Consider the following 12355-nt stretch of genomic DNA (forward strand, 5'->3'; position numbering starts at 1 on the left):
GCCGCCCCGGCCCTTCGCGGGGCCGGGGCGGCGGGCTCCCGTCGTGCGGCCGGTGACCGCGCACCGGGTCAGACGGAGGCCTCACCGCGGGTCATCGGGAGGAGGGGCCACTTCTGGGACAGCCGCATCGCCGCCTCCGTGACCGCCGGCTCCCTGGCCGCCATGAGGACCCCGGTGAGGTAGCGGTGGGCCGCCGCCTCGTGGAGTTCGCGGGTGGCCCGCACCCTGTCCTCCGCCGCCGCCCTGCGGTCCTCGCGCCGGGCGTCGGCCGTGTCCGCGACGACCCGCTGGCGCTCCGCCTCGACCAGGCCGAGCTCCCGCCGCCGTACCAGCTCGCCCCGGCGCTCGACCGCCGTGCGGTAGGCGTCCAGGTACGGGTGCTCCCTGCACAGTGCGAGCAGGAGGCCGATGCCTCCGGAGAGGACGAGGAGGGCGACGAACAGCCAGGTCACCGTCCACGGCTCCAGGTCCAGCCGCTCGATCAGGCTGCCGGTGGCGGTGTCCGTGCCGGCGGCGCGGAAACCGTCGGTGACGGGCGGGGGTTCCTCGGTCTGCATGACGTACTTGGCGCGGACGATGCCGAGCACGCCGGTCAGGAAGACCCAGACGGCGAGCAGGGACAGGGCGGGGAACCAGACCGCCCGGAACGAGCCCGTCTCCGGGCGCCGTCGCAGCGCCAGGCCCGCCAGGTGCGGCAGCACCACCATCATGGCCGCCGTGCCCACGGCGAGCACACCGGTCTGCGCGTCCGCGTTGAGGGTGCCGATGCCGTGGAACGGCTGGTAGGCCACCCAGTAGATGGGCAGCTCGACCGCGATGATCAGGAGCAGCAGCCCCCACCTCATCCAGTCGGGGACGGCGGGCCGCTTGTGGAGCCCTTCCCACGCGCGGGCCAGCCCGGCGCCCGTCGACGCCGCCGGGTGGCCGGTGCCGGCGGTCCGGCGTGGTGCGGGTGGCTCGGGGGCGGGGGAGGACCGTGTGACGTTCACCCACTGCGGGTCACCGGCGTCCGGGGTCTCCCGTACGCCGCGCGCCGGGTCGTCCCCGTCCCCGTGTCCGCCCCCGTCTCCGTGCTCCGACTCGCCGGCCGGGTTCCGGGGAGCCTGTCCGTCGCGGCCTTCCAGCGCCCGCCTCTCCATGCGCTCGCGCAGCGAGTCACGGAAGCGGTTCCAGCGGGTCGAGCGCATCGCCAGCAGGTCCAACTGGCGTGTGGTGGTGGCGATCTGCTCGTCGGTACGGGCCAGTTCCCGGTCGATCAGCTCCGTCTCGGCGCGCAGCCGCGCGGCCTCGGCGAGGGCGTGCGCGTCGTCGATTCTCGCCTGTTGCTCGGCGTGGTGCAGTTCCTCGCCGATGCCGCGGATGACCCGGTCCCGCAGCGACGCCAGTTCGGCGAAGTACGTGATCCGGTCGTCGCTCTGCAGCACCAGCGGATCCAGCGCCCCCGCGCGGGCGGCGTCGCCGCCGCGGCGTTCGGCCTCGTTCAGGAACCGCTGCTCGGCCTGGATGTCCAGCACCGCCGGACGGCCGGCCCGGGGGAGCGGCCGGGTGCCGTCCCGCCGCCACCTCGGTACCCGCCGCCGCCCGGATCCCTGCCCCTCGGGCCGGGGAGCGGACCGGGGCCACCGCCCCGGGCGGGGCGCCTCACCTGTAGTCGTAGTGGACATGGGCCTGCGCCCTCCCCTCCAGCATCTGGGCCCAGAAGGCCTCGAAGTCCTCGCTCTCGCTGGGCCTGCCGTTGTACTGCATGCCGAGGCCGACCGGGTAGACGTGCATGCCCTTGAGCCCGGGCAGCCCCCGCTGTTCCACCAGGGTGTCGATGACCGTCTCGCGCTTTTGCGCGGTCGACAGGTCCGACCGGGAGATCCTGAACTCCTTGTCGGCCTGGTCGAAGTCGCTGACGACCAGCAGCCTGGCGTCCGGCCCGTCCCCGGGCATCATCTCGCCGATGCGGTCCAGCGCCCCCCAGACGTCCGACCCGTTCTGGGTCCGCGCGCACTCCAGTTCCTCGAGCGCCTTCTTGCCGGCGACGCCCCGGGACGTGGCGCGTGCGCTCTCCTGGTCGGTGGTCTCACTGCCGGGCGGGTCGAGATCGACCTCCGCCACCTGGCAGGACGAGGACTTGGAGGAGCGGGTGATGGGCGCGAACTCCACCGTGCCGCACCGCTGTTCCTCCAGGAACGGCATGAGGCTGTTCTTCAGCTTCGCCTCCGCGTCGAACCCTTTCGCGGTCGCGGACCCCGACCCGGATCCGTCGACGACGACACCGCACGGGGTGGTGAGCGGGTCGGGCTGCGAGGTGCACGAGACCAGCGCGGCCAGCAGCCCCGCCGCGGGCACCAGGACGGCCACGCGGCGGAGCCCGGGAGTCCGCCGGCCGTCACGGACCGATCGACGCACGGTTCTCTTCCTTCCGGGAATGTCGGTGTCTGGGGATATGAGGAGACGGGACACGGTCATCGGCCCTCCCGCCTAGGCCCGTTGCCCGGCGGTGGCGCCCGGCTGCTGGGTCCGCAGGATGGCCAGTGCCTGGACCACCGCGGGACCGGTCTCCTCCCGGCCGCGCTCCGCGTACCAGGTGTCGGCGTCCAGCCAGTCGTCGATCCGGTGCCAGGTGGGGTCCAGCGCCATCGTGCCCGGCAGCCAGCCGGCCGGACGGAGCTCGTCCAGTCGCGGACCGGCGTCCGTGACCGTCCGGCGGCGCCCCCGCCGCCAGGCCGCGTCCCAGTAGCAGGCCAGCAACTGGTTCCCCTCGTCCACGATTTCCTGCGCCTTGGTGCGCTGGATGTCGGCCGCGTTGCGCCACTCGGCCACCATCCGGCCGTAGCGGGCCAGCGCGGCCGGGGCCGGCCGGCCGCGTTTCGTGTACTGGGTGACGACGCGGACCGACTCCGAGTGGATCGTCGCGACCAGCCCGCTCCTGCCCTGCAGCAGCTCCCGGCGCAGCCGCGAGCAGCCGCGCTCCACCCCGTTCCTGATCCCGACCACGTAGGGCGGCAGCGCCAGGTCGGCCGGGGCGCTCCCGGTCCTGGCGTCGGCCATCAGGGACACCAGGTCCGCCGCATCATGTCTTCCGTGGATCCGGGCGCCGGTTCTGGAGAAGAAACCGAGCTTCGCCCTTCGAGGACGGCCCCCCGTCCGACCGGAGAAGTTCGTCATGGAACAGCCTCCCAATTTCCGTCCGCGCGGATCCCCGAGGGAGTTCCGCGCATCGAGAGAGTAACTGAATATCGGACCGGAACGGGGCCGGTTCCCGGCGGAACAGATCATTCCTGTCCGGGGATCCGGAAAACGCCCGGAGTTCGCCCGGACGGCGGCCGGAGTGCGGCGAAAGCGTGATTGCGCGGGGCGAGCCGGGGCGCCGATACTTCTTGCCGGTGTGACGGAGGAGAACGCATGAAAGCCCGGATCAGCGGCACGCATTTCCCCCTGGAAACCCTCGGGCCGGGACAACGGCTCGGCATCTGGTTCCAGGGCTGCGCGCTGGCCTGCCCCGGGTGCATGTCCCGGCACACCTGGGCTCCCGAGGGGGGAACCGCCGAGGACGTGTCCGGTCTGCTGCGGTTGTGGGAGGAGGCACTGGAGAGGGGGGCCGAGGGGCTCACCGTGAGCGGCGGTGAGCCCCTCGACCAGGCGGACGCGCTGGCCGGCCTGCTGCGCGGTGCCGCCAGGATCAGGGACCGGGCCGGCGCCGGGGCGGAAGGAGCCGACCTGCTGGTCTACACCGGGTACGAGCCGGGCGAGCTCACGGCCGCGAGACGCCGGGCGCTGCGCGGCGCCGACGCGGTGATCACCGGCCGGTTCCGGGTGGAACGGCCGACCCGGCTGGTCTGGCGCGGCTCGGCCAACCAGAGCCTGCGCCCGCTGACGCCCCGGGGCGAGACCCGGTACGCCGCGCACCTGGCGCGGGAGAGCACGGGCGGCAGGCTCCAGGCGGTGGTGGAACCGGGACCGCCCGCCGGTGTGCGGTTCCACGGCGTGCCGCTGCGCGGCGAACTCAGGGCGGTGGAGCAGGGGCTGCGGCAGGCCGGCGTGACACTCAGGGAGCAGAGTTGGCGTCCCTGAAGAGCTCCATGTACTCGCTTCTGCGGGTCACCAGCAGCACGGACCAGCTCGGGTCCCGGCGCAGCTCCTCGCGGACCGCCCCGAGCAGACGGGGCGCGGCGTCGGCGGCGGGGAGTCCGCCGCGCCCGGCGCCCAGCAGAGGGAAGCAGATGCTGGTCAGCGGGAGCGCGAGCGTCTTCCGTTCGGTACGGGCCAGGTCGAAGGATTGCCGGACGGCCTCGGTCACGGTGCGGAGGTCGACGTGGTAGCGGCTGCCGTGGTCCACGGGGGTGGCCACGGCGGCGTGGTAGACGCGCCGGACGCCCTGCCGGGAGAGCGCTCCGGCGGAGGTGGGCACGACGGTGCCGGGTCGTACGGCGAGGCCGCTACGACGGTGGGTGTGCAGCCAGACCGCCAGTTCACGGGCGAGGACGTCGTCCACGATCTCACCGTCCGAACGTTCGGCGGCCGCCCGCCGCAGTACGCCGGAGACGGTGGGCCGGAACGTCTTGGACATCTCCAGGTAGACGTTCTCGGAGGAGACCAGGATGTCGACGTCCCGTATCCGCTCGATGGGGGCCAGCCGGACCGCGACCCGGCCCGGTGCCGGGCGGGAAGCGCCCGGCACGGGGTGGACACCGTCCGGCGCCGGGCGCAGGCCGTCCGGTGCCGGGCCGGCGAGCAGCGTACGGCTCGGAACTCGCGGGCCGGACCGGACGCTGCCGGGGATGCGGGGCCGGCCGTCGCCGGGGGTGCCGGACCGGCCGTCACCGGTTCCGCCGGGCCGGCCGGCACTGAGGGTGTGGGTCCGGCTGTCGTCGAGGACGCCGGATCGGCCGGCACTGGAGATGTCGAACCGGCCGTCACCGGTTCCGCCGGGCGGGCTGTCGCCGGGGGAGCCGGACCGGCCGTCGCTGAGGGCGCTGGGTATGCCGGGCCAGCCGTCACTGGGGAAGCCGGGCCGGCCGCCGCCGGTGTCCCCGGTGTCCCTGGACCGGCGGGACCGGGCCAGGGCGAGTATCGCCGAGGCCAGGCCGTCGAACACCTCGTGTTCCTGGCTCTTGCGGAAGCGCTCGGTGCTCACCCCGTAGACACCCGCCGCGGCCTTGCGCCGGTCGGCGGCGGGTACGCCGCGGCGGTAGGCGAAGAGACCGAAGGAGTGCGCGGCGGCGCGGGCCAGCGGATCGCAGTCGTCCGCGTCCCGCAGCTCGCCGCCGCCCAGGCGTCGTACCGCCGCCCCGAGCAGCTCCTCTATGCCCTCGAGTTCGTCGTCGGAGTCCGCGCAGAGGCCGGCGGCCACCGCGGCCGCACGCAGTCCGTCCCGGGAGCAGTGCCGCAGCCGGGAGAGCCCGAGCCGCCTCAGGCACCTCAACTCCTCGGCCAGCTCCTGATGCGAAGGCAATGCGTTCATGAGGCGCATGGTAAACCCGTTCCCCCGGATTAAAAATATGATTATCGGAATAGCTTATTCCGATGGTGATGAAGGACTGGATGATCCACTCGGTAAACCTTCCCGGGACTCGTCCCCTGTTCCGTGCCGCGATCCGGAGAATCCCGTACAGGAACCGGAACCGCTCGGATAATCTCTTGATCCCCGCGCCGATTCACGACCGCGGGACGGGCACATTCATCGGAAGGTCGGACCATGTCGACCACTGACCCCACAGATTTCGTTCCCCCCGAGGACGACGGTTTCTCGCGGGCCCACCAGGTCGAGACCCGGTCGGTCACCTCGGATGTGCCGCCCGGGCTGACGGACCGCTTCTCCCTGCTCAGGGTCCTCCGGGCCGCCGAGCGGCCCTCCCAGGCCGTGGTGCTCAGGGTGCGCGACCTGAGGAGCGGGACCCCCGACGTCCCGCTGGTGCTCAAGTGGTACCACCGCATGCACGCGCCCGGCCCCGAGGTCGGCCGGGCACTGCTGGAGGCCGGCCGGGTCCCGCCGTCCGAGGGGGCCCCGCACCTGGAGCGCCTGCTGGAGACCGGCCGGACCGACGGGCATCCGTACCACCTCTACCGGTCGCACGGCGAGACGCACCTCGGCGACTACCAGCGGGAACACCCCGGTCCGATGCCCTTCGAACAACTGAAGCCGGTCGTCGCCCAGTTGTGCGACGCCGTGTCGTTCCTGCACGACGAGGAGATCGTGCACCGGGACATCACTCCGGACAACATCATGATCCAGGCCCACGGGGACGGCCCGGAGATCACGCTGATCGACCTCGGCGCGGCGGTGTACCGGCCGGACGAGTCGACCCGGCACTTCGACTGGCGGGGCAAGCCCCTCTACCTCGCCCCGGAGGCCGCGTCGCGGCTGCAGTCCGTCTCCCCGGAGGCGGACTGGTGGTCGGTGGGCATGGTCACCGCCCAACTGGCCCTGGGCCGCCCTCTCATGGACGAGCGGGAGGACAAGGCCGTCATGGAGGCGCTCGCCACCCGGGAGCCCGACGTCCACCGCCTGGAGCACCGGCGCGTCCGGATGCTCTGCACCGGGCTCCTGACCCGGGACCCGGAGAACCGGTGGGGTGCCCGGCAGGTGCGGGACTGGCTGGACGACAAGTCCCCGGACACCGCGCCCCGAGGGGCGGGGCCCGGACGGGGAGCGGCGGACCCCGGCCCGGAGCCGGACCCCGTCACCCCGTTCTCCTTCGTCGGCGAGCAGTTCACCCTGCGGGAGCCGCTGGCCAGAGCTCTCGACCACTATCACGTCGCCGCCGAACGGATGCTGGGCGACCACGGCGAACGGTCCGAACTCGTCGGCTGGCTCGCACAGTTCGCCGAAGAGGGGAGCGAGGCCGAACGGCGGGTCCTCACCGGGCTCCGCGAGGCTCTGGAGCGGGCACCCGGCCCCGAACTCACCGTCCGGCTGATCAACTGGCTGGGCCCCCGGCTCGAGGCCGGCTGCTGGGGGATGCCGCTCACCGTCCGCGGTATCCGCGACCTGTCCCGGGCCGTCCGGCAGAACGACGGCGCGGCGGTCCGGCTGGCCGAACACCTGCGCAGGCACCCGGGCATCCTGACCGCCCTGGCACATCGCCCCATGGGCGAGGGGCTGGACGAAGTGGCCGACCGCTGGCAGTCGTTGCGCACCGGGTGGCCCCACCTGGTCCGTGAACTCCTCGACCTCCCCGACCTGCGACGGCTGCCCCGGGCGAGACACGCCCTGCGGCAGACGATCGCCGTGGACACCCTGCTCCTGGAACTCGCCCGTGAACCCGACCGCGTGGAGGCCCGGCTGGCCCACGAGGCGGCGAGGTTCGCGAGCGGACTCCCCCGTGAGGCGCAGGTCCCCTGGTTCAGCCGGCTGCTGGAGACCGTCGACGACGACGGTCTGCGCCGCCTGCGGCTCGTCGCCGCCCACCGACTGACGGAACTGGCCGGCCGGGACGCCGCCGTCCGCTACGACAGACACCTGCAGGACGAGGCGGAACGGCAGCTACGGGAGGACCAGGACGGGGCGATCGCCGTTCTCCAGCGGCTGGACCTGCCCGCGGCCCTGGGCTGGGCGCTGCTCGGCGCCACGCTGGTCACCTTCCCGTACAGCTTCATGACCGGGCTGGCGGACGTGTTCGGCTGGGCCTCCCAGGACCAGGTGGTCGTCGCCTGGCTGTGGAGCCTCGGACTGACGCCCGCCGTCTTCGCCGCCGAACTGTTCACCGCGAACTGGATCCGCCCGCCCGCCTACCATCCGCGCCATTCCCTGGCGGGCCTGATCATCGAGCGTGCGGACCGCCCCGCCTCCCTCACCCTGCCCCGCGGGTCCCGGATGTTCCTCGGTGCCCTGGTGCTGCTCGCCGTGAGCGCACTCGTCGTCGCAACGGTGATGTACCTGCCGTGGCTGTGGCCGGCGGTCTCCACGGGCGCGGTGGTGGTGTGGAGCGTCCGGCGGTGCCTGGCCTGGAGCAGGGACGGGCGGGGAGGCCGCAGCCGCCCGGCGGCCCCCGGTGGCCGCACCGTACCGCCGCAACGGAGTACGCCCGTGGCGCCCGTCTCCTCGGCCGGGGACGCGCCGGGGCACCGGATGACGGGAGCCGGCCGGTGAGTGAGGCGTTCGCCCAGTTCCTGGAGACCGGAGTGGCGCCCGGCCTCGACTTCGTCCCGCCGCCCCCGCCCCCGCCGCCACCCCCGCCCGACCCGAACGAGCTCGCCCACACCGGACCGCTGCACATGGACGGTACGACGGAGGAAGTCGCCTCGCAGCTCGGCGAGCTGGCCACCGAGGCCGCCCAGCAGGTGGCCGATGTCGCGCTCCAGGCGCTGGGCACCCTCAGCGGCGCCCTGCTGGCCGGCCGGGCCGCGCTCGTCGCCACCAAGGTGCTGGCCGCCGCGGCCGTCCGCGCGGCCGAGGAACAGCGCTGCCTGGAGCGGCAGGAGAAGGTCTCCGCCGACGCGGCGGAACAGTGGCGGAACGCGGCCTTCGCCGCCGCCCGCGCCAACGCCCGCCGCAGGGCGCTGGAGGCGCGGATCGACCGGGCCGCACGGACGGCGCCCGGTGACCCCCCGCCCCGCCCCGACCTGCCCGGTCCGCTCGACCCGGCCGCGGGCCGGCTGGGCGACTTCCGCCGCGAACTGGACCGCTTCGACCGGGTGCTGGAGGCCGCCGAGCAGGCCCAGGAGGCCTGGGAGGCCGAAGCCCTCCTCGCCTCACTGGCCGACCCGGCGGACGGCGCGGACGGGCCGGACTGGCAGGACGCCCTGCGAGCCAGGCAGCAGGACCTGCTCCGGGCCCGTCCGGCCGTGCGGGAGGCTCCGCACCCGGTGCCCGAGCCGCCGCGCGCGACCGGCCCGGTGGACGCGGCCACCGTCCGGGACCAGGGCGCCGGCATCCTGGCCGCCCTCGACCCCTCGGCCGACGCCGAACTGGTCAGGATGGCCTCCGAGGCGGTGGGCCACGCGGTGGCGCACGCCGCCCGCCCGCAGCGGTCCCGCCGGCACCTGCGCGAGGCGCGGACCTTCGTGGCCGAGGCCAACCGCAAGGCGTGGAAGCTGCGCCGCGAGGTGGAACAGGCCGCCGTACAGCTCGACTTCCTGACCATGCCCCTGCCCGACGACCCGGACCTTCCCGAACCGGACCCGCGGGCCGTGGCCGCGCTGCGGAAGTGCGTCGACGACCAGGTTCCGCTCACCTCCGACGAGCGGGACCTGGTGGAGCGCGGCACGGCCGCGCGGTGCGCCGCCCTCGAAGCCCTCTACCTGAAGCGCCAGTGCACCGGCGTCCTGGCCGGACTGGCCCTGGACACCGCCGGTGACCTGCGCGTCGCCCACACCGGCGACCACACGGTGACCCTGGACTGGACGCCCGGCGGCTGGGGCCCGGACCACTGGCTCAGGATGGAGCTGCGGGGGGAGAACGTCCATGTCACCACCATGCGCCTGGCGACCCGGGGCGAGCGGCGGGCCGAGGACCTGGAACTGGACGCCCGGCGGTGCGCCGAAGCGGGCGAGAGGCTGGACGAGTTCCGGGCCCTGGCCGCGAAGACCGGACTCCCCCTGACCTTCGGGATGCGGGACGGAGAGGTGCTCGCGGGCACGCTCGTCGAGCCCACCGCGCGTGACGCGCGTGACGCGCGTGACGCACGTGACGCGCGCACCGCGCCGTCGGTCCCCGGCCCCCGGACGCACCGGACGCACCGGACGGCACCCGGCCCCGGCCGCGGGTGACCGGCCCGTCACCCGCCCCGCCCTCCACGGAAGGCCCACTCCATGGCACTGCAGAAGGAAAAGGACGACGCGCTGCCGCTGTTCGTCCAGGAGCTCACGGGCACGCTGAGCGTGCACTCCCAGTACGTCCTGCACGGCAACATCCACGATCTGCACCTGGTGCGCGGCAAGGGCGGGGACCGGCACCACCCCCTGCTCGACGTGGTGTGGAACCCCCTGCTGCGGATGGGCTACCAGGTCCTGCTGGGGTGCGACCAGATCAACGGCTTCCGGGTCCTCTACGCCGCTCCCGAGGTCGAGGAGGCCGCCAGGACCCTGGTGCCGGCACGCCAGTTCCCCGGGGCCGACGCGGCCCAGCAGGAGAAGGTGAGCACCGAACTGCGGAAGTTCGTCTCCGGCTGGGCGGAGGAACGGGGCAGGGCGCGGACCGACGGAGTGGAACTGCCGCCGCTGCGGGCCGCTCTGGTGGTGGAGCACGCCTCGCGGCTGGTCCAGGACGTCACCCGGCTCACCATGGACGAACGGGACTTCTTCCTCTCCTGTCTGCAACTCGCCGACCGGGCGAAACGGGTACGGGATCCGAGGCGCGCGGACGGACGAGGCCTGTTCAACCCGGTGATCTGGCTGGCCGAGGGGGAGCGTGACCTGCCGAACTGGTTCGTCTCCGGGAGCGAACGCATCCGCCCGATCGCGGTTCCCCGGCCCGACGCCGACGAGCGGCGCCGCATGGCCGACCTCCTGCGCCGGGAGTTCAGGGCCCGGCAGCGGACGGCCGCGGCCCCCGCCGCGGGCGACACCGCCGAGGAGGACGAGGACACCGTCGAAGCGGTGGCGCGGGCGGCCGGCGGGATGACGCTCAGGGCGATGCGGGAGAGCCTCGACCTGGCGCTGGACCGGGGTCTCGCGTTCCGGTCGATGCCCGACGCGATCCGGATCTACCGCCTCGGAGTGGAACGGAACCCGTGGAGCCGGGACGAGGTCCGCACACGCATCCTGCGGGGCGAGGACCCGGCCGACGAACGCTCCGTCCCCCGGCGGGTGCTGGGTCAGGACGCCGCCGTGGCCAAGACGCTCGACATCCTCAAGCGCGCCGCGCTGGGCCTGTCCGGAGCGCAGGCGACCAGTCCCGGCCACCGCCCGCGCGGCGTCCTGTTCTTCGCGGGCCCGACCGGCACCGGCAAGACCGAACTGGCCAAGGCCGTCGCGGCGGTCCTCTTCGACAACGAGCAGGCCTATCTTCGCTTCGACATGAGCGAGTTCTCCTCCTCGCACGCCGCCGACCGGCTGGTCGGGGCGCCTCCCGGCTACGTCGGGTACGAGGCGGGCGGTGAACTCACCGCGGCGGTGCGGCAGGACCCCTTCCGGGTCATCCTCTTCGACGAGATCGAGAAGGCCGACAAGGGGGTGCTGGACAAGTTCCTTCAGGTTCTGGAGGACGGCAGGCTCACCGACGGGCAGGGAGTCACCACCTACTTCAGCGAATGCGTACTGATCTTCACCTCCAACCTCGGGGTGCAGCGCACCGATCCGCAGACACAGCAGCGCGAGTGGGTCGTCGCGCCGGGCACGGAGTACTCCGAGCTGGAGGCGACGGTCAAGAAGAACGTCAAGGAGCACTTCGAGCAGGTCATCGGCCGGCCCGAGCTGATGAACCGGATCGGCGGCAACGTCGTGGTGTTCGACTTCATCTCCGAGGACGTGGCGAAGGACATCTTCGACCTCCAGGTGAAGAACATCCGGCGGCAGCTCGCGGCCGAGCACCGCGTCGACCTGGAGATCCACGACGACGCCCGCGCCACGCTGCTGCGCCGCTGCACCAAGGACCCGTGGACGGGCGGACGGGGCATCGGCATGGCGCTGGAGACGGACCTGATCAATCCGCTGGCCCGAGCGCTGTTCGCCGCGCCGGGCCTGGGCGCGGGCACCACCGTGGTGGTCGCCGGCGTCAAGGAACTGCCGGACGGCCAGGTGGAACTCCTGGTGGACTTCGGGAAGGAGGCCGTCGCGGAGTGACGGCGCACGACCGGGACCAGGAGGAAACGGACGCCGGGGAGGACGACGAGGGCTGGGTCTCACTGTCCGAGAGCCCTCCCGGCCCCCTCACCCCTTCTTCGGCGGCCACCGAAGGACGAACCGCGCCTCCGCCGTCCGACGCGGAGGACGACGGCTGGGTCTCGGTTCTTTCCGGAACCCCGCGGCCTCCGGGCCCCGCCCCTCCACGCCCCACGCGTGCGCGAGAGGCCGGAGTCGCGCTGCGGTTCCCCGGTCTGGGCGGACAGCTTCTGCTGACCCGCGGCCAGACCGTACGGCTGGGCCGCAGCAGGAACTGGGCGACGCCGGAGGCGGCCGAGATCCTGGCGGACGAGTCCACGGTCTCCGGGCGGCACGCCAGTGTCGAGTACGCCGAGGACGGCACGGTCTGGCTGACCGAGGTGGCCGAAGGCTCCACCAACGGCATCCGCGTCAACCGGCACCAGGTCCTCACCCCCGGACAAGCCCTGCGGCTCCGCACCGGTGACACGGTGTGGCTCGGTCCGCACGTCACCTTCCTGGTCCGGGGCGGAGCCCTGCCCGTCCCGGACACGCCGACGGATGGCACCGGGCAGCACCCCGACATCTGACCCGGTGTCCCGGTCGCGGGGACCGTCCCCCGGCA

9 protein-coding genes are annotated in these 12355 nt (G+C 73.5%); 5 read left to right on the forward strand and 4 right to left on the reverse strand.

What is annotated here, in order from left to right; all coding sequences use genetic code 11:
• Window positions 1-68: 68 nt before the first annotated feature.
• The 3 genes from ACF1DX_RS14325 to ACF1DX_RS14335 form a co-directional block, all read right to left on the reverse strand.
• A complete protein-coding gene (locus ACF1DX_RS14325; RefSeq protein WP_391791471.1) occupies window positions 69-1514 on the reverse strand; it encodes a hypothetical protein in 1446 nt (481 codons plus the stop codon).
• A 127-nt stretch (window positions 1515-1641) separates the two neighbouring features.
• Window positions 1642-2397: a hypothetical protein gene (locus ACF1DX_RS14330; protein ID WP_391791472.1), complete on the reverse strand. Its 756-nt coding sequence runs from the start codon at window positions 2395-2397 to the stop codon at window positions 1642-1644.
• A 72-nt stretch (window positions 2398-2469) separates the two neighbouring features.
• Window positions 2470-3039: a hypothetical protein gene (locus ACF1DX_RS14335; RefSeq protein ID WP_391791473.1), complete on the reverse strand. Its 570-nt coding sequence runs from the start codon at window positions 3037-3039 to the stop codon at window positions 2470-2472.
• A 354-nt stretch (window positions 3040-3393) separates the two neighbouring features.
• Here ACF1DX_RS14335 and ACF1DX_RS14340 point away from each other — a divergent pair, with 354 nt between their 5' ends.
• A complete protein-coding gene (locus tag ACF1DX_RS14340; RefSeq protein ID WP_391791474.1) occupies window positions 3394-4062 on the forward strand; it encodes a 4Fe-4S single cluster domain-containing protein in 669 nt (222 codons plus the stop codon).
• On the opposite strand, the gene ACF1DX_RS14345 is transcribed toward ACF1DX_RS14340, so the two are convergent.
• A complete protein-coding gene (locus tag ACF1DX_RS14345) occupies window positions 4037-5452 on the reverse strand; it encodes a macro domain-containing protein (RefSeq protein ID WP_391791475.1) in 1416 nt (471 codons plus the stop codon). The genes ACF1DX_RS14340 and ACF1DX_RS14345 overlap by 26 nt on opposite strands.
• A gap of 234 nt (window positions 5453-5686) precedes the next feature.
• Here ACF1DX_RS14345 and ACF1DX_RS14350 point away from each other — a divergent pair, with 234 nt between their 5' ends.
• Genes ACF1DX_RS14350 through ACF1DX_RS14365 form a run of 4 tightly spaced genes read left to right on the forward strand, consistent with a single transcriptional unit; the run spans window position 5687 to window position 12320 of the window.
• On the forward strand, window positions 5687-8080 hold the full coding sequence (locus ACF1DX_RS14350; protein ID WP_391791476.1) for a protein kinase: 2394 nt from the start codon (window positions 5687-5689) through the stop codon (window positions 8078-8080).
• Entirely contained in the window at window positions 8077-9699 is a 1623-nt protein-coding gene (locus ACF1DX_RS14355; RefSeq protein ID WP_391791477.1) for a hypothetical protein, read from the forward strand. The genes ACF1DX_RS14350 and ACF1DX_RS14355 overlap by 4 nt, the downstream gene beginning before the upstream one ends.
• Before the next feature lie 42 nt (window positions 9700-9741).
• Window positions 9742-11712, forward strand: coding sequence for an AAA family ATPase (locus tag ACF1DX_RS14360; protein ID WP_391791478.1), 1971 nt, complete (start codon window positions 9742-9744; stop codon window positions 11710-11712).
• Window positions 11709-12320 (forward strand): FHA domain-containing protein, encoded by a 612-nt coding sequence (locus ACF1DX_RS14365; RefSeq protein WP_391791479.1) that lies wholly within the window; start codon window positions 11709-11711, stop codon window positions 12318-12320. The genes ACF1DX_RS14360 and ACF1DX_RS14365 overlap by 4 nt, the downstream gene beginning before the upstream one ends.
• The last annotated feature ends 35 nt before the right edge of the window (window positions 12321-12355 follow it).

The organism is Streptomyces sp. NPDC014676 (assembly GCF_043084105.1).
Classification (GTDB): domain Bacteria; phylum Actinomycetota; class Actinomycetes; order Streptomycetales; family Streptomycetaceae; genus Streptomyces.

What these genes read in the sequence shown, in the direction of transcription:
- ACF1DX_RS14335 (WP_391791473.1), bottom strand. Translation starts at nt 3,039, where the DNA reads ATGGCCGACGCCAGGACCGGGAGCGCCCCGGCCGACCTGGCGCTGCCG.
- ACF1DX_RS14340 (WP_391791474.1), top strand. Translation starts at nt 3,394, where the DNA reads ATGAAAGCCCGGATCAGCGGCACGCATTTCCCCCTGGAAACCCTCGGG.
- ACF1DX_RS14345 (WP_391791475.1), bottom strand. Translation starts at nt 5,452, where the DNA reads ATGAACGCATTGCCTTCGCATCAGGAGCTGGCCGAGGAGTTGAGGTGC.
- ACF1DX_RS14350 (WP_391791476.1), top strand. Translation starts at nt 5,687, where the DNA reads ATGTCGACCACTGACCCCACAGATTTCGTTCCCCCCGAGGACGACGGT.
- ACF1DX_RS14360 (WP_391791478.1), top strand. Translation starts at nt 9,742, where the DNA reads ATGGCACTGCAGAAGGAAAAGGACGACGCGCTGCCGCTGTTCGTCCAG.